Source organism: Erwinia sp. SLM-02, assembly GCF_037450285.1.
Classification (GTDB): Bacteria; Pseudomonadota; Gammaproteobacteria; order Enterobacterales; family Enterobacteriaceae; genus Erwinia.
Genome location: NZ_JAQISN010000001.1, coordinates 61,332 through 81,309 on the forward strand (window position 1 = coordinate 61,332; position 19,978 = coordinate 81,309).

24 protein-coding genes and 1 riboswitch are annotated in these 19,978 nt (G+C 56.6%); of the genes, 18 read left to right on the forward strand and 6 right to left on the reverse strand.

What is annotated here, in order from left to right:
- Positions 1 to 263: 263 nt before the first annotated feature.
- From PGH32_RS00315 to PGH32_RS00325, 3 genes are all read left to right on the forward strand, one after another.
- On the forward strand, positions 264 to 890 hold the full coding sequence (locus PGH32_RS00315) for a LysE family translocator (RefSeq protein WP_443112727.1): 627 nt from the start codon (positions 264 to 266) through the stop codon (positions 888 to 890).
- Between the two features lie 284 nt (positions 891 to 1,174).
- A complete protein-coding gene (locus tag PGH32_RS00320; protein ID WP_337892875.1) occupies positions 1,175 to 1,930 on the forward strand; it encodes a glycosyltransferase family 2 protein in 756 nt (251 codons plus the stop codon).
- Between the two features lie 18 nt (positions 1,931 to 1,948).
- Positions 1,949 to 2,167, forward strand: a complete 219-nt coding sequence (locus tag PGH32_RS00325; RefSeq protein WP_337892876.1) for a hypothetical protein — start codon at positions 1,949 to 1,951, stop codon at positions 2,165 to 2,167.
- Between the two features lie 128 nt (positions 2,168 to 2,295).
- Here the strand turns inward: PGH32_RS00325 and PGH32_RS00330 are convergent, their stop codons facing one another.
- Positions 2,296 to 3,078 carry a DeoR/GlpR family DNA-binding transcription regulator gene (locus PGH32_RS00330; protein ID WP_337892877.1) on the reverse strand — a complete coding sequence of 261 codons (783 nt, stop codon included), beginning with the start codon at positions 3,076 to 3,078 and terminating at the stop codon, positions 2,296 to 2,298.
- Positions 3,079 to 3,387: 309 nt separating this feature from the next.
- On the opposite strand from PGH32_RS00330, the gene gatZ reads away from it, so the two are divergent.
- From gatZ to PGH32_RS00360, 6 genes are read left to right on the forward strand one after another with little or no spacing between them, the layout of a single operon-like run.
- A complete protein-coding gene (gatZ, locus tag PGH32_RS00335; protein WP_337892878.1) occupies positions 3,388 to 4,683 on the forward strand; it encodes a tagatose-bisphosphate aldolase subunit GatZ in 1,296 nt (431 codons plus the stop codon).
- Entirely contained in the window at positions 4,676 to 5,137 is a 462-nt protein-coding gene (gatA, locus tag PGH32_RS00340; protein WP_314418763.1) for a PTS galactitol transporter subunit IIA, read from the forward strand. The genes gatZ and gatA overlap by 8 nt, the downstream gene beginning before the upstream one ends.
- 36 nt (positions 5,138 to 5,173) lie before the next feature.
- Positions 5,174 to 5,458, forward strand: coding sequence for a PTS galactitol transporter subunit IIB (gene gatB, locus PGH32_RS00345; protein ID WP_314418761.1), 285 nt, complete (start codon positions 5,174 to 5,176; stop codon positions 5,456 to 5,458).
- A 4-nt stretch (positions 5,459 to 5,462) separates the two neighbouring features.
- Positions 5,463 to 6,836: a PTS galactitol transporter subunit IIC gene (locus PGH32_RS00350; protein ID WP_337892879.1), complete on the forward strand. Its 1,374-nt coding sequence runs from the start codon at positions 5,463 to 5,465 to the stop codon at positions 6,834 to 6,836.
- 39 nt (positions 6,837 to 6,875) lie between these two features.
- Positions 6,876 to 7,940, forward strand: coding sequence for a galactitol-1-phosphate 5-dehydrogenase (gene gatD / locus PGH32_RS00355; RefSeq protein ID WP_337892880.1), 1,065 nt, complete (start codon positions 6,876 to 6,878; stop codon positions 7,938 to 7,940).
- Complete coding sequence (locus PGH32_RS00360) at positions 7,940 to 8,794, forward strand: tagatose bisphosphate family class II aldolase (RefSeq protein ID WP_337892881.1); 855 nt, start codon at positions 7,940 to 7,942, stop codon at positions 8,792 to 8,794. Before gatD ends, PGH32_RS00360 begins: the two co-directional genes overlap by 1 nt.
- Before the next feature lie 156 nt (positions 8,795 to 8,950).
- On the opposite strand, the gene PGH32_RS00365 is transcribed toward PGH32_RS00360, so the two are convergent.
- Positions 8,951 to 9,769 (reverse strand): shikimate 5-dehydrogenase, encoded by an 819-nt coding sequence (locus PGH32_RS00365; protein ID WP_337892882.1) that lies wholly within the window; start codon positions 9,767 to 9,769, stop codon positions 8,951 to 8,953.
- Positions 9,770 to 9,874: 105 nt separating this feature from the next.
- On the opposite strand from PGH32_RS00365, the gene sgrR reads away from it, so the two are divergent.
- The 7 genes from sgrR to PGH32_RS00400 all read left to right on the forward strand — a co-directional run bounded on the left by sgrR (position 9,875) and on the right by PGH32_RS00400 (position 16,345).
- Positions 9,875 to 11,638, forward strand: a complete 1,764-nt coding sequence (sgrR, locus tag PGH32_RS00370; protein ID WP_337892883.1) for an HTH-type transcriptional regulator SgrR — start codon at positions 9,875 to 9,877, stop codon at positions 11,636 to 11,638.
- A gap of 62 nt (positions 11,639 to 11,700) precedes the next feature.
- Positions 11,701 to 11,773, forward strand: a riboswitch (Fluoride riboswitch).
- Positions 11,774 to 11,854: 81 nt separating this feature from the next.
- Positions 11,855 to 12,232, forward strand: a complete 378-nt coding sequence (gene crcB / locus PGH32_RS00375) for a fluoride efflux transporter CrcB (RefSeq protein ID WP_314418747.1) — start codon at positions 11,855 to 11,857, stop codon at positions 12,230 to 12,232.
- Positions 12,233 to 12,357: 125 nt separating this feature from the next.
- Positions 12,358 to 12,651 carry a DUF1471 domain-containing protein gene (locus PGH32_RS00380; protein WP_337892884.1) on the forward strand — a complete coding sequence of 98 codons (294 nt, stop codon included), beginning with the start codon at positions 12,358 to 12,360 and terminating at the stop codon, positions 12,649 to 12,651.
- Between the two features lie 11 nt (positions 12,652 to 12,662).
- On the forward strand, positions 12,663 to 12,863 hold the full coding sequence (locus PGH32_RS00385) for a DUF1656 domain-containing protein (protein WP_337892885.1): 201 nt from the start codon (positions 12,663 to 12,665) through the stop codon (positions 12,861 to 12,863).
- Positions 12,863 to 13,720: an HlyD family secretion protein gene (locus PGH32_RS00390; protein WP_337892886.1), complete on the forward strand. Its 858-nt coding sequence runs from the start codon at positions 12,863 to 12,865 to the stop codon at positions 13,718 to 13,720. The genes PGH32_RS00385 and PGH32_RS00390 overlap by 1 nt, the downstream gene beginning before the upstream one ends.
- A 10-nt stretch (positions 13,721 to 13,730) precedes the next feature.
- The gene (locus PGH32_RS00395) at positions 13,731 to 15,548 is read left to right on the forward strand and encodes an FUSC family protein (RefSeq protein ID WP_337892887.1); all 1,818 of its coding nucleotides are present in this window, start codon (positions 13,731 to 13,733) and stop codon (positions 15,546 to 15,548) included.
- The gene (locus PGH32_RS00400; protein WP_337892888.1) at positions 15,545 to 16,345 is read left to right on the forward strand and encodes an AraC family transcriptional regulator; all 801 of its coding nucleotides are present in this window, start codon (positions 15,545 to 15,547) and stop codon (positions 16,343 to 16,345) included. Before PGH32_RS00395 ends, PGH32_RS00400 begins: the two co-directional genes overlap by 4 nt.
- Here the strand turns inward: PGH32_RS00400 and PGH32_RS00405 are convergent.
- Positions 16,342 to 16,512 carry a hypothetical protein gene (locus PGH32_RS00405; RefSeq protein WP_314418734.1) on the reverse strand — a complete coding sequence of 57 codons (171 nt, stop codon included), beginning with the start codon at positions 16,510 to 16,512 and terminating at the stop codon, positions 16,342 to 16,344. The two genes, PGH32_RS00400 and PGH32_RS00405, sit on opposite strands and share 4 nt — an antisense overlap.
- Positions 16,513 to 16,742: 230 nt before the next feature.
- Here PGH32_RS00405 and PGH32_RS00410 point away from each other — a divergent pair, with 230 nt between their 5' ends.
- On the forward strand, positions 16,743 to 16,973 hold the full coding sequence (locus tag PGH32_RS00410) for a hypothetical protein (protein ID WP_314418731.1): 231 nt from the start codon (positions 16,743 to 16,745) through the stop codon (positions 16,971 to 16,973).
- A 108-nt stretch (positions 16,974 to 17,081) separates the two neighbouring features.
- Here PGH32_RS00410 and PGH32_RS00415 read toward each other — a convergent pair whose 3' ends face one another.
- Complete coding sequence (locus PGH32_RS00415) at positions 17,082 to 17,282, reverse strand: hypothetical protein (RefSeq protein ID WP_337892889.1); 201 nt, start codon at positions 17,280 to 17,282, stop codon at positions 17,082 to 17,084.
- Positions 17,283 to 17,524: 242 nt separating this feature from the next.
- The gene (locus PGH32_RS00420; RefSeq protein ID WP_337892890.1) at positions 17,525 to 17,728 is read right to left on the reverse strand and encodes a KTSC domain-containing protein; all 204 of its coding nucleotides are present in this window, start codon (positions 17,726 to 17,728) and stop codon (positions 17,525 to 17,527) included.
- A 362-nt stretch (positions 17,729 to 18,090) separates the two neighbouring features.
- Between PGH32_RS00420 and PGH32_RS00425 the strand changes: the two genes are divergently transcribed.
- Positions 18,091 to 18,285, forward strand: a complete 195-nt coding sequence (locus PGH32_RS00425; protein WP_123335578.1) for a hypothetical protein — start codon at positions 18,091 to 18,093, stop codon at positions 18,283 to 18,285.
- Between the two features lie 64 nt (positions 18,286 to 18,349).
- Here the strand turns inward: PGH32_RS00425 and PGH32_RS00430 are convergent, their stop codons facing one another.
- Entirely contained in the window at positions 18,350 to 19,930 is a 1,581-nt protein-coding gene (locus tag PGH32_RS00430; RefSeq protein WP_337892891.1) for an ABC transporter substrate-binding protein, read from the reverse strand.
- Positions 19,931 to 19,978: the final 48 nt, after the last annotated feature.

The window sequence follows — 19,978 nt, forward strand, 5'->3', positions numbered from 1 at the left end:
GGCTGCGGGACCGGAGATGGCCGCATGGACGCGGACATCAGGCCTGGCGCGGGCAGGACGCCCGCTCCAGGCCGATCCGTAAGGCCCACAGCCGGAACCGAAGGTACCGCGCCTGGCGCGGCGCGAGGACCGCCCGGCAGCTGCAGAGGCCGAACCCCGATCTCCGAGCCATGCCGAACCCCAGCCAGTCCGCAGAGGCCGAAACCCAATCTCCGGCCCATGCCGATAAGTGAATACAGCCGATACAAGGACTCCAACTCATTATGACACTCAGCCAGATCCTGCCGTTTGCCGCCGTCTCACTCGGCATGGTCCTCACGCCCGGACCTAACATGATCTATCTGATCTCCCGATCGCTGTGCCAGGGCAGACGTGCGGGCTTCACGTCGCTTACCGGCGTAGCGCTGGGTTTTCTGTTTTATATGTTCTGCGCCGCGCTCGGGATCACCGCGCTGGTGATAGCAGTACCGCTGGCGTATGACGCGCTGCGTTTTGCCGGAGCGGCTTATCTGCTGTGGATGGCCTGGCAGGCGATTTTCGGTGGGAAATCCCCCTTTGAGGTGCGTGAACTCCAGCCGGACAGCCCGCGCAGACTCTTTACCATGGGGCTGCTGACCAACCTGCTGAATCCCAAAGCGGCGGTGCTTTACCTCACGCTGCTGCCCCAGTTTATTCGCCCGGAGTGGGGTAACGTGCTTGGGCAGTCGCTGACGCTGGGCTTTACCCAGATTGCGATTAGCATGCTGGTTAACGGCCTGATTATCTTTGCCGCAGGCTCCATTGCGGCATTCCTCGCTCAGCGCCCCGGCTGGCAAAAAGCTCAGCGCTGGCTGATGGGAACGGTGCTGGCAGGTTTAGCGGTGAGGATGGTGGTGGACAGTAAACGCTGAATAACGTTCTGAAATGCAGGTTACCGTGAGCGCCACTACGCGTAACCTGCTCAGTTCTCACAGTGGGTGAGGCATCGGGATCCTTTTGATATCCGTTCAGCAACTATACTCCATCCCCCGATCCGGCATGTCTGTCCATTTAAAAAATGGACAAATCTACGATATCCGGCGGTTTTTCCTTTGGCTTTTTTCCGGATATAATCACCTGAACTTTACTTTTCCCGACCTGGGGAAAGCATTCACCCTTAGGGAATAAGGGTGTGTTGAAATAAACAGAGGGATCTATGCTGTCAGTATGTTTACTTACCTGTAATTCCGAGCGCCTGCTCAATGATGTACTGAAGTCATTAATTCCCGTAGCCGATGAGTTTATCATTATTGATTCCGGCAGCACCGACCGCACGCTGGAAATTCTCAGGGAATTCGGTATTACCTGCCGCTATCACGCCTACACTACCCACGCGCAGCAAATGAACTATGCCGTCTCGCTGGCAGAAAATAACTGGGTGCTCTGCATGGACAGTGATGAAATCCTTAATGATGAAACTATCGCTGACATCAGGCGGATAAAAGAGGAAGGGTTGCAAAATGAAGGGGTTGCTTATTGTCTTCCCCGCTACTGGTACGTGCTGGGTAAGCCGGTACGCACTATCTACCCGGTTTCCTCTCCTGATTTTCCTATCCGGCTGTTTAACCGAAATCGGGTGAAGTTCAACGATTGCCCGGTAGACGATGCAGCAGAAGGGGATGTGCAACGGCAGATATTAGCGGGGCGCGTCAGGCACGATACGTTTTATTCCCTGCATGAGGTGTTTAATAAACTTAATGTTTATACCTCTCGCGTGGTGAAATATAAAAAAATCAGACCCTCATTAAGCCGTGGCGCAATAAGTGCGTTCGGGGCGATGTTTAAATGGTATCTGCTGAACGGTTCCTGGAAAGACGGCAAGGTCGGGTTTGTCACCGGGCTGTATGCCGTTTCTTACAGCTTTCTCAAATATTTTAAGGCCTGGTTCTATGCTGCGAAAAATAAGCAGTGAGCGAGAACGTGGCGCTTATTGAAAAACAGCATTGATGTCAATTTTGCGGGCGGCGGAAAAATTCAGGTCGGTGAAGATGATCTGATTTTGACGGGCCAGCTTATCACCTGGTATTGCAATCCCCGATTTGGCTGGAGCCTATACTGCCTGTACGGCAGTGAACGTTGCCGGCTCGTCAGCCCCACTGCGCTAACCTTTCTAAGCTGCCTGTACGGCAGTGAACAGGCACAGCCGTGATCAGCCTGATGGCCAATGTTTCTAAGCTGCCTGTACGGCAGTGAACTTAATGTCGAATACAGGTCTGAATCATGAGCATTCTGCGTAGCCTTAACTGCAATCGAATTGATTTCTTCGCCTGATAGTCACTAAACCAGCACCACCTTCTTTCCCTGTTTCTTCAGGCTGTTAACCATCGCTTCAGGCGCATCACTGTCGCTGATAATGGTATCGATCTTCTCTACCGGTAGCACAATGTTATAGCCCTTACGGCCGAACTTCGTCGAGTCGGTCAGCACGATCACCTGCTGTGCCGCCGCGGCCATCACGCCGCTGATCGCATAGCCCTCGTTAAAGGTGGTAATCCCGTTCTCATCATCCAGCCCGTCAGCGCCGACGAACATCAGATTGGCCGACACGTCGCGCAGCGCATATTCAGCAATATTGCCGTGCAGCGATACGGTTTTATGCCGCAGGGTGCCGCCGCAGATCACCAGGGTGATGTCTTTATTTTCAAACAGAATATTCGCCGCAGGCAGGCTGTTGGTAATCACCGTAATGCTGCTCATCGCCACCAGCTCCTCGGCCAGCAGCTTGGTGGTGCTGCCGCTGTCCAGAATGACCGTATCGCCTTCACGTACCAGCTTTGCCGCCTCAATGGCGATACGCCGCTTCGGATCGGCAGCCAGCTGGTAACGGTCGGTCAGGCTGACCTCGCTGGTTTCCACTACGGCTTCAGGCGGAGCGGAACCTTCTTTACGCGCGGCCCCGCCGTGAAAACGGCTCAGCAGCCCGCGCTCTTCCAGCAGTCGCAAATCGGCCCTGACGGTCACTTCCGTCACCCCCAGCCTGGCGGAGATATCGTTTACCAGCACGCTGCCGGTGCGGTTCACCATTTCGATAATTTTGTTTCTGCGTTCGAAGGTATTCATCAACACTCCTTTGAGCTGGTGAAAGAATCCTAAAACGAAAGAAATAGAAAGTAAAACAAAAATCTCAGGATTGTGAGCGTTCGCCGGTGATAAGGAAATCAGCGTCGGTTGCTAAATAAGTAACCTGTTGTTTTGACGATATAAAAAGCACACAGTCTACAAATTCTTCTGTGAATCAGTCAAAAGAAAGAAAACGAAAGATAAAGAATGACTTCGAAAATAAATAGATCACGATCACACAACGAAAGGAAAGGGATTGTGCAATTTGCGAAAACTAACGATTGTTTACGCATACTTTCGGAGGACGTGATGAAAACGATTATTCAGCAACATAAAGACGGCCTGGACTGCGGTATCTGCTCCGTGTGTTCTGCTCATCCCCTGGTGATTGAAGCGGCGCTGCGCTTCGACCTGAACACCCAGCGCCAGGTGTTGATCGAAGCCACCTCAAACCAGGTTAATCAGTTCGGCGGCTATACCGGCATGCGCCCGGCGGCCTTCCGCGACTACGTGCTGGCGATTGCCCGGCGCATCGGCTTCCCGGAACAGCGGCTGATCCTCGGCGGCGATCACCTCGGGCCGAACTGCTGGCAGCATGAGCCAGCCGACCAGGCGATGGAAAAATCCCGGGTGCTGATCGCGGAATACGTGCAGGCCGGCTTCAGCAAGATCCATCTGGACGCTTCCATGTCCTGCGCTGACGATCCGGTCCCGCTGTTGCCGGAAACCGTTGCGCAGCGCGCCGCCGAACTGTGCCGTATTGCCGAAGAGACGGCGACCCCGCAGCAGAAGGCTCTGCTGACCTACGTGATCGGCACCGAAGTGCCGGTTCCGGGCGGTGAAGCATCGGCAATCCATGAGGTTCACGTCACCCGCCCGCAGGATGCGGCACATACGCTGGCGCTGCATCATCAGGCCTTCCGTGAAGCCGGTCTTGAACAGGCGATCCCGCGCATTATCGGCCTGGTGGTGCAGCCGGGCGTGGAGTTCGACCACAGCAGCGTGATCCACTACCAGCCTGCGCAGGCCCGAGCGCTGAGCGAGTATATTGCCTCAACGCCGGTGGTGTATGAAGCGCACTCCACCGACTATCAAACCCGCAGCGCCTATCGCGCGCTGGTAAAAGACCACTTTGCCATTCTGAAAGTCGGCCCGGCGCTGACCTTTGCGCTGCGCGAAGCGATTTTTGCCCTCGCCAATATCGAAAAAGCGCTGGTTGCGCCTGAGAAACAGAGCCAGATCCTTGCTGTAATCGACCAGGTGATGCTGGACGAGCCGGGCTACTGGAAAAAATACTATCGCCCGGCGTTCAGCCAGTCGCTGGTGGATATCCACTACAGCCTGTCCGATCGCATTCGCTACTACTGGCCGAACGGGCGCATCAGCGATGCGCTCAGTACGCTGACCGAAAATCTCAATCAGCAGGCTATTCCGCTGGGCCTGCTCAGCCAGTATCTGCCAAAACAGTTCGACCGCGTGCTGACCGGCTCACTGGCCGCTGACCCGCACTCGCTGATTATCGACAAAATTCAGGATGTGCTGCGCGACTACGCGTGGGGCTGTAACCCTGAAGTCACCCAACCAAAAGAGGTAAGCCATGCATGACTACCGCCTGATCGTCTCTTCGGCGATGAATTTTTCCAGCGCCACCGACGCCCTGCGGCATATCGGTGAGCGCATGGTGCAGGAGGGGCTGTGCCGGGACAGCTATCCTGCGGCGCTGCTGGAGCGTGAAGCCACCTATCCCACGGGGATCGCGCTTGACGGCCACGCGGTGGCGATCCCGCACTGCGACGCCTCGCACGCTGTCTCACCCGCCATCTATCTGATCCGCCCGGAGAAACCGGTGGCGTTTCAGCAGGCGGATGATGACGGCAGCATCAACGCCGAGCTGATTATTGCCCTGGTGGTCACCCATCCGCAGGAGCAGCTCAAGCTGCTGCGCGCGCTGTTTGGCCAGCTGCAGCAGCCGGAATTTATTAACAGCCTGCTCAACGCGGCGGAAGATGACGTGGCGCACTGCTTTAGCGAACGCATCCTGGCGGCCGCTGCGGCATAACTTTATCCCTGACCCTGCAAACGGAGAATAAAAAAAATGAAACGTAAAATTATTGTTGCCTGCGGTGGCGCCGTTGCCACCTCGACGATGGCCGCTGAGGAAATTAAAGAGCTGTGCGACGAGAACCATATTGAAGCCGAACTGGTTCAGTGCCGCGTCAATGAGATCGAAACCTATATGGATGGCGTCCATCTGATCTGCACCACGGCGCGCGTCGACCGGCCGTTCGGTGATATCCCCGTGGTGCACGGCATGCCGTTTATCTCCGGCGTGGGTATCGACGCGCTGCGGGACAAAATCCTGACCATTCTGCAGGGGTGATCTCATGTTTACGGAAATAATGCGTTATATCCTCGATCTCGGCCCGACGGTGATGCTGCCCTTCGTGATTATCATCTTCTCCGTCAGCCTGGGGATGAAGGTCGGCGATGCCTTTAAGTCGGGCCTGCATATCGGTATTGGCTTCGTCGGTATCGGGCTGGTGATTGGCCTGATGCTCGATTCCATCGGCCCCGCCGCCAAAGCGATGGCGGCCAACTTCGAAATCGGTCTTGAGGTCGTCGATGTCGGCTGGCCGGGGTCGTCACCGATGACCTGGGCGTCGCAGATTGCGCTGATTGCCATTCCTGTCGCCATTGGCGTCAACATCCTGATGCTGGTGACCCGCATGACGCGGGTGGTGAACGTCGATATCTGGAATATCTGGCATATGACCTTCACCGGCGCGATGGTGCACATTGCCACCGGCTCCTACTGGCTGGGCATGCTCGGCGTGGTGGTTCACGCGGCGTTTGCCTACAAGCTCGGCGACTGGTTTTCCCGCGATACGAAAAACTTCTTCGATCTCGACGGCATTGCGGTGCCGCACGGCACCTCCGCCTATATGGGGCCGATTGCGGTGCTGGTGGATACCCTTATTGAAAAAGTCCCCGGACTGCGCCGCATTCACTTCAGCGCTGACGATGTACAGAAACGCTTTGGTGCCTTTGGCGAGCCGGTAACGTTGGGCTTTATCATGGGGATCATCATCGGCCTGCTGGCGCATTACGATGTAAAAGGCGTGCTGCAGCTGGCGGTGAAAACCGCCGCGGTGATGCTGCTGATGCCGCGGGTGATTAAGCCGATTATGGATGGCCTGAACCCGATTGCCAAACATGCCCGTAAACGCCTGCAGGCCCGGTTTGGCGGCCAGGAGTTCCTGATAGGACTCGACCCGGCGCTGCTGCTGGGGCACACCTCGGTCGTCTCAGCCAGCCTGATTTTTATTCCGCTGACCATCCTGATCGCCGTGGTGCTGCCGGGAAATAAAGTTCTGCCCTTCGGCGACCTGGCGACCATCGGCTTCTTTGTGGCGATGGCGGTGGCGGTGCATCAGGGCAACCTGTTCCGCACGCTGATTTCCGGCACGGTGATTATGAGCATCACCCTGTGGATTGCCACCCAGACCATCGGGCTGCATACCCAGCTGGCGGCCAACGCCGGTGCGCTGAAGGCGGGCGGGCAGGTGGCTTCGATGGACCAGGGCGGCTCACCGATCACTTACCTTCTGATTCAGCTGCTGACCTGGCAAAACGTCACGGCGCTGGTGGTGATTGGCCTGATCTACTTTGCCGGCGTATTGCTGACGTGGCGTCGTGCCCGCAGCTTCAGCACCCCGCCGGAACCCACGCTTTCCAGCTCTAAAACCCTGTCTGAATAAACTGCGGGGGGAGATCCCCCGCCATTCTGGAGTTCACTCATGAAATCTGTCGTGATCCACGCCGGAGGCAGCGTTACGGTTGAAGAAAGACCGTTGCCTCAGATTGAAGCCGCTGATGATGTGCTGGTTGAGGTCATCAGCTCGGGGCTGTGCGGCTCGGACATCCCGCGTATTTTTCACAACGGCGCGCATTTTTATCCGATTACCCTCGGGCATGAATTCTGCGGTCGGGTAAAACAGACGGGCCGGGCCGTTGATGATTTACAGCCCGGTAATCTGGTTGCCTGCGTGCCGCTGCAGCCCTGCTTTCAGTGCGAAGAGTGCCAGCGCCAGCTGTGGTCCCAGTGCCGACACTACCGGTTTATCGGTTCCCGCAGCGACGGCGGCAATCGTGAATATATCGTGGTGCCGCGCAGCAATCTGTTCCTGCTGCCGGAGAACACCACGCCCACCGAAGGCGCGTTCTTCGAGCCGATGACCGTCAGCCTGCATACGATGCAGCTGGCCGGCGGCTGCGAAGGCAAAGAGGTGATCATCGTTGGTGCGGGCACGATCGGCCTGCTGGCGATGCAGTGTGCGAAAGCGCTGGGCGCACGTTCGGTGACGGCCATTGATATCAATCCTGAGCGGCTGGCGCTGTCGCAAAAGCTGGGGGCGGATTACACCCTCAACAGCGCGGAGATGAGCGCCGCAGAGATCCGCGCCGTACTGGATCCCCGCCGTTTCGATCAGCTGGTGCTGGAAACCGCCGGCAGCCCGCAAACCGTGGCGCTCAGCATTGAGATTGCGGGACCGCAGGCGCAGATTGGGCTGATCGGCACCCTGCACCGCGACCTGGCGCTGAACAGCAGCACCTTCGGGCTGATCCTGCGTAAAGAGCTGCGCATTCTCGGCAGCTGGATGAACTACTCGGGCCGCTGGCCCGGCGTTGAATGGCAGCAGGCCGTGCGGCTGTTTGAGCAGGGGGCGATCGACCTCTCCTCGCTGATCGCGATACAGGCGGCACCGCAGGATTACGCCGAGGCGGTTAGCGCGCTGGCGGGCAAGCCCATGAGCGGAAAAATCATGCTCGACTTCTCAGGCATGAATAAGGAGCAGGCATAATGTATCTGGTTTCTAATCGTTCGATGCTGCTGAACGCGCAGCGCGAGGGCTATGCCGTTCCGGCATTTAACGTTCATAACCTGGAAACCGTGCAGGCGATTGCCGAAACGGCAGCGGAACTGCGCTCACCGGTGATTATGGCGGGCACCACGGGCACCTGGAACTATGCCGGGCTGGAGTATCTCGTTGCCATCTGCCAGCAGGCGGCGAAAAAGTACGATCTGCCGATCGCGCTGCACCTCGATCATCATGAGGATCTCAACGACATCAGCCGCAAAGTGCATGCCGGGGTCCGGTCGGTGATGATCGATGCCTCTCATTTTCCCTTCGCGCAGAATATTGAGAAGGTTCGTGAGGTGGTGCGTCTGTGCCATCGCTATGATGTCAGCGTGGAGGCCGAGCTGGGACGGCTGGGCGGGCAGGAAGATGACGTGATCGTCGACGAAAGCGAAAGCTTTTTCACCGATCCGGCCAGGGCAAAAGAGTACGTCAGCCGCACCGGGATCGATTCGCTGGCGGTGGCGATCGGATCGGCGCACGGGCTGTATCAGGGGGAACCAAAGCTGGATTTCGATCGGCTGGCGCAGATCCGTGAACAGGTGGATATCCCGCTGGTGCTGCACGGCGCGTCGGGGATCCCGGAGGCGATGCTGAGACGATCCATTTCTCTCGGGATCTGCAAAGTGAACGTTGCCACCGAGTTGAAAATCGCCTTCTCCGGCGCGGTGAAGGCGTTCTTCAACGCGCATCCCGGGGCCAGCGATCCGCGTGAATATATGGAGCCGGGTAAGCTGGCCATGAAGCAGGTGGTGGCGGAAAAAATCAGGATCTGCGGCAGCGAAGGGCGCATTTAACCCGGTGACCGGCGGTCTGCATAACTGATGGTAGGCAGAGCACTTTTGCTGGCCGGCAGCCTGCCTGGCTGGTGTTGTACAGAGTATCCTGGCCGACCGACTACCTGCGTAACGAGTGTCAGGCAGAGTACCCTGGCTGGTAGCTTTTGATGAGTGTTACTGCCGGGAGTAAGCCGCCGCTTCCCGGAACAGCGCATCGTCGGGGCGGATGCCGGTATACAGGGCAAACTGCTCCACCGCCTGAATGGCGAACACCGCCGCGCCGGTGATCACGGTTTTATCTTTCTCCCGCGCGTAGCGCACCAGCGGGGTGATTTCCGGCAGTGCCACCACTTCGAAGATCACCCGGGCCGCGTCGACCTGGCGCGGCGTGAATGACATCAGCTCCGCTTCCGCGCCGCCGCTCATGCCGGTCGGCGTGGCGTTAATCAGCAGGTCCGGCTGGAGATCGCCCAGATCTTCACGCCACTCAAAGCCGTACAGCGCCGCCAGCTCGCGGCCGCTTTTCTCATTGCGGGCAACAATATAGCCCTGACTGAAACCGGCATCCTTCAGCGCGGCCGCCACGGCTTTGGCCATACCGCCGCTGCCGCGCAGGGCAAACGTCAGTCCGCTGTCAACCTGGTGCTGCTTCAGCAGGCTGGCAATGGCGATGTAGTCGGTGTTGTAGGCTTTCAGGTAGCCGTCGGTGTTGACGATGGTGTTCACCGAATCGATGGCCTTCGCCGACGGATCCAGCTCGTCGACCAGGGCAATCACCTCCTCTTTAAACGGCATGGAAATCGCGCAGCCGCGAATGCCCAGCGCCCGCACGCCGCCGATAGCGGCGGGTAAATCGGCGGTGGTAAAGGCTTTGTACAGGTAGTTAAGATCCAGCGCGTCGTAGAGATAGTTGTGGAAGCGGGTGCCAAAATTTCCCGGGCGGGATGCCAGCGACATACATACGGCGGTGTCTTTGTTCAGCTGTCGGGTCATGGATACGGTCCTGTGACGATAAAGGAGGATTGCTGTTCAGGGCAGAATGGACTAAAAAGGTGAGATTAAAAACAGCTCGATTTTCTCGCTCAAGGCTCCTCTTTTATGTACGGTCAACGACTTGAACATCATTACCTGCGGCTGCTGACGCTGTTTCCCTCACGCGAGGCCGCGACAACCCTGCAGGCGCTGGCGGATTCGCTGTGCTGCAGCAAGCGGCATATGCGGGCGCTGCTGGTAAAAATGCAGAACGAGGGCTGGCTTAACTGGCAGGCTGCGCCGGGGCGCGGTCGGCAGGCGCAGCTAAGGCTGCTGCGCGATGAACAGCAGCTGTTGGTGGAAAAAGCGGATCGTTTACTGGAAACGGGGAACCTTGCCGCCGCCGTTGAGCTGCTGGGGGATGAAAAGCGCCGTCTTGCCAGCCTGCTGCGTACCCGACTGGGCTATCGCATCAGTGATAACTATCAGTCGCTGCGCATTCCCTACTATCGCGAGATGCTTAACCTTTACCCTGGCACGCCGCTCAGGCGCTCGGAGAGCCATCTGGTCAGGCAGATTTTTAACGGGCTGACGCGCATCAATCCGCAGAGCGGTGAGGTAGAGTGCGATCTGGCCCATCGCTGGCGTCAGCTGGACGCGCTGCGCTGGCGTTTTTTTCTGCGCCGCGGGGTGCGCTTTCACGACGGGCGCGAATTGACCGCCGGGGACGTGATCTCCTCGCTCACCCGCAGCGCGACGCTGCCGTTATTTTCACATATTAAACGGGTGACGGCGGCGGGCACGCTGAGCGTGATCGTCGAGCTGGATCATCCTGACGATCGGTTGCCGCTGTTGCTGACGGATCCCGCCGCGCTGATCCTTCCCGACGATCGCGCCCGGCGCGATGATTTTGCCGCGCATCCGGTAGGCACCGGGCCTTACCGGGTGGTCGAGAACGATCGCTGGCATCTCAGGATGCAGGCGTTTGAGCACTATTTTGGTCTGCGCGGGCTGCTGGATGAGGTCGAACTGATCGTCTGGCCGGATGTGGCCCACGCGGCGGCCAGCGAACAGTTTATTCCCTCCGGGCAGTCCGCCGCCTGGCTCAGTTCCAGCATCAGCGATATCGCCTATGTTTCCGGCGAGGCCGAAAAGTTTACCGGTAAGCCCTCCGAGCCGCTGGCGGAGATGTTTCTTGAGCAGGGGGGATATTTCCTGCTGTGCGACAGCCGCTCTGGCCACTGGCAAACGCCTGAACGGCGGCGCTGGCTGCGGGAAATACTCAGTCCGTGGCAGCTGGCATCGCAGCTGGTGGAAGCGATCAGGCCGCTGTGGGTACCAACGGGAAGTCTGCTTCCCGCCTGGTTTCACTGTATGGATGAAGGCGTATGCCATTCACCGTTTACCCTGGACCAAACGCAGGCTGGCCCTGCGCTGCTGCGGCTGGCCTGCCATCGGCAGCACCCTGAATACGCGATGCTGACGGCAATGATGCAAAAAAACCTGGCTGCACAGGGGATCGCGCTTGAGGTGGTGGAGCTGGACTACCCGCAGTGGGCGAGTGGAGAAGCGGAGGTCGATCTGTGGCTGGGGACGGTAAACTTTGCCGTGCCGGAACAGTGGAACGTGGGGGCCTGGCTGCTGGGAATGCCGCTGCTTCAACCGCATATCTCCGGTGGCGATCCCGAATGCTATCGGCGATGGCAGCAGCAGTGGCGCGACGGCACCCTTGAATCCCGCCAGCTGGTACAGCAGGTGGTCGGCGGGGGCTGGCTGCAGCCGCTGTTTCATCACTGGATGCGGCTGAAAGCACCGGAGAATGCGCAGGGGATACGTCTGAATAACCTGGGCTGGTTTGATTTTCAAAGCACCTGGATGGAGCCGGAATAGCCGTTGGAGGCGCGGTTGCCGCAGCCCGCTGTTGCAAAAGCGGCGTTGACTGATTATCTTGTGGTTCACAAGGTGATGGTGTTCCACCTTTCCCAACCGCCCTGCTCGTAAGGGGCTGATGACGCCTGATAACCCTGACCGTTAACATGAGGTCGGCGTGTCAGGCTATTCGTTTTTTGCCCGCTGGCACCCCGCCTCGAAAGTGCTGAGGATTGTATGCTGAAACCTTTACTGGCCGTGATGATTGGCGGCTGTGCCGGCTGTGTGATCCGCTGGCTTCTGGCCGTGCGGTTAAATTCACTGTTTCCTAATCTTCCCCCCGGCACGCTGCTGGTTAACCTGGTTGGCGGACTGATTATCGGTGCCGCAATGGCCTGGTTTATCCGTAATCCGCAGCTGGATCCGGCATGGAAGCTGTTGATTACCACCGGTCTGTGCGGTGGCATGACGACGTTTTCCACCTTCTCACTGGAAGTGGTCACGCTGTTACAGGCAGGAAATTATCTCTGGGCGTTAACGTCAGTCCTGGTGCACGTACTGGGTTCGCTGTTGATGACGATAGCCGGTTTCTGGCTGGTCTCGCTGCTGTTCTGATTAACGTCTCTGCGCTGCCTGCCGGGCAGCGCATTTGATGCGGTTCCCCTGTTGGTGTCTGAAAGTCAGTATTTGCTGTCCGAATAGCATTATTAATAAATTTACGGACATGGAATAATGAATTTATGCAAAACGACTTCAACGACAGTAAGGAATTGCAAATGAAAGGGATCATATTATTCGCCTCTCTATTTTTCACTTTTTCCGTTTATTCAGCGGATGAAATATCCAGGGTAAACGACGTTTCCCATCAGAAAATAAAGTGCGGTGTGATATCCGTGGCGCGCGTGGATGCCACTTCGGATGAACTGCTTCGATTACTTTCCAGCAAGAGTGATGCGCTGGGATGTCGTTATTTTTCCATTACCTCATTTGAGTCAGAGGGGAACAGTCGGGCCACCGCCGTGGTGTACCACTGAGAATAACGGCTATGCGCGATATTATTTTTCTTGGCATTGCCTTCCCCTGGATTTTAGTCGCTGCGCTATTGGGCTGGTTCGGTTATAAGGCCGCAATGTGGGTATTGACCGAAACGAATGTTCAGCGCGGCGCGGGGCACCGGCCATGGTTAAATATAGCCTGCTACTGTCTGTTTTTTTGCCTGTGCTATTTACTTCCGGAGGGCTGGTAATGCCTGCAGTGACAAACCGGATACTGACGGTGCTGTTACTCCCGCTGGTGTGTATCGGGCTGTGGCAGGTCTGGAACCGGGAGCAGAAGGATAACTGGACCCGGGATGGCCGCATCCGCGCTGACGTTGTTATACCCGCCAGTGAGGTCAGCGGCCGGCTCGATCGGCTGTGGGTAAAAGATAATCAGCGGGTGAAGCGCGGCGATCTGTTATTTGAAATCGACGGCGGTGATTATTCTATCGCTCTGGAAAAAAGCAGAGCGAATAAAGAATCAGCCAGAATAACCATGCTGAAGATGTCGGAAATAGCCCGCCGTCGTGAAAAACTCACCAACGGCGTGGTCAGTAAAGAAGAAAAAGAAAATGCCAGGCTGGATTATCAGCAGGCGCTGGCCAGTTACCACGTAAGCGAGCAGCAATACCGACAGGCATTGCGGAATATGCATCTGACAAAAGTCTATTCTCCGGTGAACGGCTATGTTACCAATCTTCTTGTTCAGCAGGGAGATTATATTAATGTCGCGCAGCCGGTAATGACGCTGGTTAATGCGGAGAGTTTTTATGCCTACGCCTATTTTCAGGAGGGACAGATTGCGGATATTCATCCCGGCCAGTCAGCGCGTATTACCCTGTTGGGTAGCAATATTACACTTTACGGTAAGGTGGAAAATATTGCTCGCGGAATTGTCGATCACAGTAATCAGGGCAGTGAAGGTACTCTGCATAATGTGAATCCGACCTTTGACTGGGTGCGTTTGCCGATGAGAATTCCGGTGCGCATCGCGCTCGACTCCCGTCGTCTGCAGGGAATAACGCTGGTAGCCGGCATGACCTGCACGGTTTCAATACAGCCCTGAGGAGCAGCGTATGTCATTCAGGCTCATTAAGATGCCGGTGCGCACTCTGCCGCGCATTCTCCAAATCACCCTCGCCATTTTGTCTGTCCAGTGGCTGGCGTTTTACTTTGATATTGAGGGGGCATCAACGGCGGTAATGAGTGCGATTGTGGTCACGCAAACCTTCGTCGGCGGGCTGTATCACAAAGCGGCTCACCGGATAGGGGGCACGGTTCTGGGGCTGAGCGTCGGGATGGTATTCATCGTCTTATTCCCGGAAAGTCCGCGCATCTGGCTGGCTTTGACCCTACTGTGGCTGGGCAGTATGACGTTTATCGCCAGCATTGTTCACTCCGATCGGGCGTATCTGTTTTTACTGGCCGGCTACACCTTCGCCTTTGTGGGTTTCCCCGTACTGGTTAATCCTGACCGGGCGTGGGAAATCTATCACTATCGCGCGACCAACGTGCTGTTTGGCGTAGTGGTGATGCTGTTCATCAGCGTCGTAATTTTTCCGCTCTACCAGAAGCGCCATACGGCCTGGCCGCTGGCCCGGCTTTACCGTTCGCTGCTGCATTTCAACGCCAGCCTGAGGCACGGGCGTCGCCTGGATGCTGAACGCCTGCGATCGTTTTTAGCGGGGCTTGCGTTACCGGTTGTTCACCGGCAAAGCCTTCGTCATGAACATCAACTCAGCCGCCGCGAAACCAGGGTGCTGGATTCTTATCTCTTTACTGCCATCCGGCTGTTTTTTTTAACCTGCCTGCTGGGAAAGTGTCCGTCTGTTGAGGGGCCGTTTTTCTCGCGGCTTTATGCGGATTTTCAGCAGCAGCAGGAACAGCTTTTACTCTATAAAAAATACCGCCTGCATCCTCCTGCAGGGTTCAGGTTTTGCCGGTTTCGCTTTCATCAGCACAGTGATGTATATCTGGCCCTGCGCAGGGCGGTCCGTACCGTCGCTACCACGCTGCTGCTGCTGTTTATCTGGTATCAAAGCGGCTGGGCCGGCGGTCAGGTAATGATGACCTTTGCTGTCATCTATATTGTCCTGCTTTCCTCGGCCCGGCAGCCTGAAAAAATCGGTGCAGAAGCGTTAAACGGTACGCTACAGGGGATCATGCTGGCGTGGGTCTGGCTACAGTATGTTTACAGCAGCGTTGCCCTGACAAGATACCCAGATCTGTACTTTCCGGCCCAGCTACCCGTGATCGTTTACGGGGCGCAGATGTTAGCGCGTGAGCCACGGATGCTGCGGGGGATTACGCTGTTAACGACGTTTTACTTTGTTGCCCCCCCGCTCAATCCTCAGCAGTTTGATTATTCAGAATTTATCACTAACGCGACGGGGTGTTTTGCCGGGATGCTCGGTTTTGTTATGGGCATAAACCTGATACTGCCGGAACCGCGCAGCGGCCGTATAGCCGGTTTAATTTTTCACTCGCTGCGCGAATTGCGCCAGACCCTCTCTCATCCCACACAATGTCCGGCCGATGAGCTGATTCTGCTATACGATCGCTGGATGCGATTTTCAGGGGCTGCAGGCCGTAGTGATGGCCTGCTTGCATTCCTGACCCGTCTGGGGTCGCTGCAGCTGCTGGCCGGCCAGTGGCAGCAAAGCTACCCGCAAACGTGGCTGGCCTCGTCCGGACCGCTTCGGGGGCAGATTGACCGCTGGCTTTCGACGAAAAGCTGTCTCTTTACTGCCGGGGATGAGGCGAGCTGGAGCCAGTGCCTCACCGGGTTAGAGGAAAATAGCGATCCGGCATGGCCGGTGTTATCACTTGCCCGCCAGCTTTGCCGGGAGCTGTCCCAGGCCTGGCAGGTGCTCAGCACGGAGGAACTACGATGAACTGTATTGTCGCGGCGGAGAAAATCTCAACGCTGCTGGATCCCGATACCGGGCTAATGGAAAATATCTCTATCCTGAGCCAGGAAATCACGGCCAATACCGAAGTGGAACTGCATCATCACAGCTGGGGGCAGCTGAATGTCAGCGATGGCGGGGTGATGGAGATTACGATAGAGAAGCAGAGGGTTTTAATCGCCCCCTGGCAGTTTGCCGTCTGGATTCCTGCGGGGCTGCGTCACTGTAGCTTCAATCGAAAAAATATCGACTACTGCTCCGTTTCCTTCCCGGCGGATCTCGCCGTGATGCTTCCCTCTCAGGCCTGCGTATTGCCGCTGTCGGGTATCGTCCGGGAGATCATCCGCGATCTTCGCCAGCGGCAGATCAAACAGCTTACTCTGCCTCAGGATTTGACGCTGGGGCAGGTGCTGCTGGATCAATTACTCCAGCAAACGCCAACGGGATCGTGGCTGCCAACGACGGACGATCGTCTTATCAAACCGGTCATTGACGGGCTGAGGCAAAATCCGGGGGACACGCGATCTCTGGCTGAGTGGGGGAAACGGGTCTATACCTCGGAAAAGACGCTGTCACGGCGTTTCCTCCAGTTAATGAATATCTCATTTCGCGAGTGGCGCGGCCGCTTACGTTTTCTGACTTCGCTGTCCATGTTGAAAAATGCGGTAAGCGTGCAGGAGATTGCATACACGCTGGGCTACAGCAACCCCTCTTCATTCATCGCTATGTTTCACAAGGCGACGGGGATGACGCCGGAAAAATACCGTAAAGAGTGCCTTTAGCGGTAAACCTCCCCGCAGAGCAGTACCGCTGTCGGGCGGCGTTCGTGGATCCGTTCTGCCATCTGTTCGCACGCGCTTCGCGTGGGGAAAATATGCTCTGATACCGGTAGTGCATCACAGGCATCATGACCGCAGGCGCTGACGAGTAATACGAAGCCGATTAGCATTGCTCACTCCTTTGGCAGATTGGGGTCAGGATCAGTATAGGCGATAAGCCACACATTAACCTTCGGGGCCCACATCCCGCCAGAGGTTTCAACAGGCTACCGCACATTCCAGTCAATTATTTGATTCGCATTTTCATGTGGGATGTGGCCGCTATCACGAATGTTCCGACTCTTTCGGTCAGCGTGCGCAGATACGCTATGCTTTATATTTAACCAACGAGGAGGAGACAATGAACGGCGAAACAGATTTACCTATTTCCAGCGAAGAGGAAGTGTGCAATATCATCGGCAAAGCAGTGGTTGACCTCAGCGTTACCGGACAGCCCGTCAATAAGGCGACGCTCGGACTGAAGCTGTTATCCATGGCCGATCAGGATAAAGATGACGAACGTATTTTACTGTACTGGATTGCCCGCAGGGCAATTAATCAGCCGCATAAATTTGCGGAGGCAGGGTACTGACACTGCCTGCAACCGGTGCGACTGCCACCGGAGTCAGCGGCCGTCCGGCGTTAACCGGGCGGCCATTGCGGGCGTTTTTACTTCTCACCCCGGCTATTCCCACCCCGGCTATTTTTTATCGCGCTCTACCACGATCTCAGGCGCGCAGCCTTCATCAGCCTTAACCCGACGGTACTCCGCCTTACCCTGATAAATATAGATACACGCGCGCCCGGCCTCTCCGCCATCCTGCTCCTGGCTCAGCGAAACGGTGACTTTCTCCGCCTGGCTGCGAAACGAGACGGCGCTGCACGCTAACGTAAGGAGCATCAGGGGCAGCAATAATGAAGTACGGGAATGTGGCTGGCGGTGGTGCGAGTGCATCGGACGTCCTTATGAAACGGAATGTAACCTGAGGTAAATCTCTATTGATGTGGCTATTTTAACGCATTGTGCCAATTAGCACAGACGAAACACAGGGCTGAACAAATTTTTGTGAGAAAGGCGACAGAGAAGAGGGCGATGGGTTTGAGCGGCTGACCGGCGGGTTCATGGAAACACGCCGGAGTCATTTAGTGCTGCGGATAGTGCTGCTTAATATGTTCGTAAAAAAAAAGTCCCTTCGACGGGGCGGCCATAAGAAAATGCCAGGTCGTCAACGGAACGTTGTTATAGGTCAGCGTGCCGTGCTCAAGCGTTTCTACCTCAAGGATCCGTTTTTCCACATCGTAGGCCACGGTACGAATAACGGATGAGGCTACGGAGCGTCTTTTCATTCTGTACCTCTCAACTGTCAGTGGTGGTTAAAATTTAGACTACTGATAGTGATTTGGCATTGTTTTCGATCAATTATTAATTTTTTTTAGATCCAAAAATAATCAGAGAAGGGAAAAAATTACCTCGGAAAGTGGAAATCCAACTGCACTTTCCGAGGCTATGCAAGTGCACAATACGTTACGTGGATTACTTTAACGTTCTTTTAAATTCTGTACAGGTTTTTTTTAAATGTACAAGTTGGTGCGCGTGTCGAAAAAAAAGCCGGTTAACGGTGCCGGGGGCAGGAAGCGCAGTAAAAAGGGTAACGAAAAGCGGCTAAACTTGCTAAAGTTTGCTTTTAAACTGTGTTAGCAGGATTTTTATGTCGAACGAAATTGCACATCCGTCCAGCAGCCCGAAACAGGCCGCCCTGCAGTTAGTGATTGAACTGGTCAGAGCCGGAAAACTCAGCCCGTTACAGGGTGATGCCAGCAATATGATCTCGATTTATGAGCAATTCAAAGCGCACTTCGAAGCGGATAAGAACAAGCACTCCTCGGATTCTGCGATCTCCTGAGTGGCGCGATCGTTTATCCCTGCGGGTACGGCGACTGCCGTACCCGCAATCTCTCCCGCCCGTATCAACCTTTCTTGCTCACGCGGTCAAAGTAAAGCAGGCTGACGCCGATCCCCTGCCAGGCTCCCTGCACCTGTTTGCCCAGCCCAACCTGCTTTTGCCCCTGAAGCGTAACCACGTACGGGGAATTCTGCTGGATATCCGTTTGCAGCTGCTGATACAGCGCCGTTCGCTTTTTCACATCGCTTTCTGCTGCGGCTTCCCGCGTGCGCGCGCTCAGATCCGGGATCGTCCAGCCGACGCGCCAGGCCAGGGTTTTTGGCCCACCGGGAACGTTATAGGCGAAGGTGCTGGCGTTGCTGTTGGCGTCCACATAGTCCGCGCCCCAGTAGATAAAGATGGACTGGAAGTTACGCCCGCGCATTTTGCTCCACAGCTCGGCTTCCGCCACCGGCTGAATCTCCAGATGAATATCCGCTTTGGCAAAGCTGGCCTGCAGCGCCTGCGCCACGTCGCTGTACGGCGGCTGGTTGGCGATGGTTAGCGCAAACCGCGTGCCCGGTTTGATACCGGCCTTCGCCAGAATCGATTTGGCTTTGGCCACATCGTAGTGGAACGGTTCGTTAGTCAGCGCACCGTCAAAGCCCGCAGGCAGAAACGTCTGATGTACCTGATACTGCCCTTTCAGCAGCTGTTCGGAAATCGATTTATAGTCCACCAGCCAGCGCGCGGCCTGCCATAGCGCCGGGTTTCCCAGCGCGGGCTGCTGCTTGTCCTGGGTATTAAATCCAAGGTAGTAAATCAGGCTGGAGGGGAAGCTGGCGACGTTCACCTTGCCCTGCTGCTTCAGGGTGGCGAACTGGTCGGCACCGAGGTCGTAGGCCACATCCGCATCACCGTTTTCCAGCAGCAGCCGCCGCGAGCCGGCATCGGTCACGCTCTTCAGGATCACCCGTTTGAGGTGGGGCGGCGTCTGCGCATACGGATTCTGTTCCAGCACCAGCGCCTGCTGCGGCACATAGTTGCGGATGGTGTAGGCGGCGCTACCGGCGGAATGGGTATGCAGCCAGGCATTGCCCAGATCGTCACCCTGGGCATGCTGCTGCACCAGTTTGCTGTCCACCACCGAGGCGACCGGCGAGGTCAGCAGGCGCAGAGCCAGGTCCTGGCCGATCGGTGATACCCAGCGGATTTCAATCTGATGGTCACCGTGAGCGGTGAACTGCGCATCAATGTTTTCCGGCGTCCAGCCGAATTCCGCCAGAATAAATGCCGGGGTTTTGTTCAGCTTGACGGCTCGGGTCAGCGAGTAGATCACATCCTGGCTGGTGACCGGGTTGCCGCTGGCGAACTTCGCGCCGGGTTCGAGGGTAAACAGCAGGCTGTGTTCGCTGCTGCCCGCCTGCCATCCGGCAGCCAGGGAGGGCGCAAGCCTGCGCGGGTCGTCGATACCCGGCTTCAGCAGGGTCTGATAGACATTAATCAGGCTACTGGTGCTGACGGTTTCAAAACTTTCGGCCGGGTCAAAGCTGATGATGCCATCCAGCGAAATGGCCACTATCAGCGTATCGGCAGGCGTGGCCGCCTGGGCGAACCGGCCGGGCAGCAGCGTGCTGAGTAACAGCAGAGGGAGAATTTTGCGCATAAAAAAGTCCTGAATCGGGAGAGATATCAGGACTATAGGCGTTGTACT

What these genes read in the sequence shown, in the direction of transcription:
- PGH32_RS00390 (WP_337892886.1), top strand. Translation starts at nt 12,863, where the DNA reads ATGCCTGCAGTGACAAACCGGATACTGACGGTGCTGTTACTCCCGCTG.
- crcB (WP_314418747.1), top strand. Translation starts at nt 11,855, where the DNA reads ATGCTGAAACCTTTACTGGCCGTGATGATTGGCGGCTGTGCCGGCTGT.
- PGH32_RS00420 (WP_337892890.1), bottom strand. Translation starts at nt 17,728, where the DNA reads ATGAAAAGACGCTCCGTAGCCTCATCCGTTATTCGTACCGTGGCCTAC.
- gatB (WP_314418761.1), top strand. Translation starts at nt 5,174, where the DNA reads ATGAAACGTAAAATTATTGTTGCCTGCGGTGGCGCCGTTGCCACCTCG.
- PGH32_RS00415 (WP_337892889.1), bottom strand. Translation starts at nt 17,282, where the DNA reads ATGCTCCTTACGTTAGCGTGCAGCGCCGTCTCGTTTCGCAGCCAGGCG.
- PGH32_RS00320 (WP_337892875.1), top strand. Translation starts at nt 1,175, where the DNA reads ATGCTGTCAGTATGTTTACTTACCTGTAATTCCGAGCGCCTGCTCAAT.
- PGH32_RS00385 (WP_337892885.1), top strand. Translation starts at nt 12,663, where the DNA reads ATGCGCGATATTATTTTTCTTGGCATTGCCTTCCCCTGGATTTTAGTC.
- PGH32_RS00395 (WP_337892887.1), top strand. Translation starts at nt 13,731, where the DNA reads ATGTCATTCAGGCTCATTAAGATGCCGGTGCGCACTCTGCCGCGCATT.
- PGH32_RS00350 (WP_337892879.1), top strand. Translation starts at nt 5,463, where the DNA reads ATGTTTACGGAAATAATGCGTTATATCCTCGATCTCGGCCCGACGGTG.
- PGH32_RS00410 (WP_314418731.1), top strand. Translation starts at nt 16,743, where the DNA reads ATGAACGGCGAAACAGATTTACCTATTTCCAGCGAAGAGGAAGTGTGC.
- PGH32_RS00400 (WP_337892888.1), top strand. Translation starts at nt 15,545, where the DNA reads ATGAACTGTATTGTCGCGGCGGAGAAAATCTCAACGCTGCTGGATCCC.
- PGH32_RS00425 (WP_123335578.1), top strand. Translation starts at nt 18,091, where the DNA reads ATGTCGAACGAAATTGCACATCCGTCCAGCAGCCCGAAACAGGCCGCC.
- gatD (WP_337892880.1), top strand. Translation starts at nt 6,876, where the DNA reads ATGAAATCTGTCGTGATCCACGCCGGAGGCAGCGTTACGGTTGAAGAA.
- PGH32_RS00365 (WP_337892882.1), bottom strand. Translation starts at nt 9,769, where the DNA reads ATGACCCGACAGCTGAACAAAGACACCGCCGTATGTATGTCGCTGGCA.
- PGH32_RS00405 (WP_314418734.1), bottom strand. Translation starts at nt 16,512, where the DNA reads ATGCTAATCGGCTTCGTATTACTCGTCAGCGCCTGCGGTCATGATGCC.
- gatA (WP_314418763.1), top strand. Translation starts at nt 4,676, where the DNA reads ATGCATGACTACCGCCTGATCGTCTCTTCGGCGATGAATTTTTCCAGC.
- PGH32_RS00380 (WP_337892884.1), top strand. Translation starts at nt 12,358, where the DNA reads ATGCAAAACGACTTCAACGACAGTAAGGAATTGCAAATGAAAGGGATC.
- PGH32_RS00430 (WP_337892891.1), bottom strand. Translation starts at nt 19,930, where the DNA reads ATGCGCAAAATTCTCCCTCTGCTGTTACTCAGCACGCTGCTGCCCGGC.
- sgrR (WP_337892883.1), top strand. Translation starts at nt 9,875, where the DNA reads ATGTACGGTCAACGACTTGAACATCATTACCTGCGGCTGCTGACGCTG.
- PGH32_RS00360 (WP_337892881.1), top strand. Translation starts at nt 7,940, where the DNA reads ATGTATCTGGTTTCTAATCGTTCGATGCTGCTGAACGCGCAGCGCGAG.
- gatZ (WP_337892878.1), top strand. Translation starts at nt 3,388, where the DNA reads ATGAAAACGATTATTCAGCAACATAAAGACGGCCTGGACTGCGGTATC.
- PGH32_RS00330 (WP_337892877.1), bottom strand. Translation starts at nt 3,078, where the DNA reads ATGAATACCTTCGAACGCAGAAACAAAATTATCGAAATGGTGAACCGC.
- PGH32_RS00315 (WP_443112727.1), top strand. Translation starts at nt 264, where the DNA reads ATGACACTCAGCCAGATCCTGCCGTTTGCCGCCGTCTCACTCGGCATG.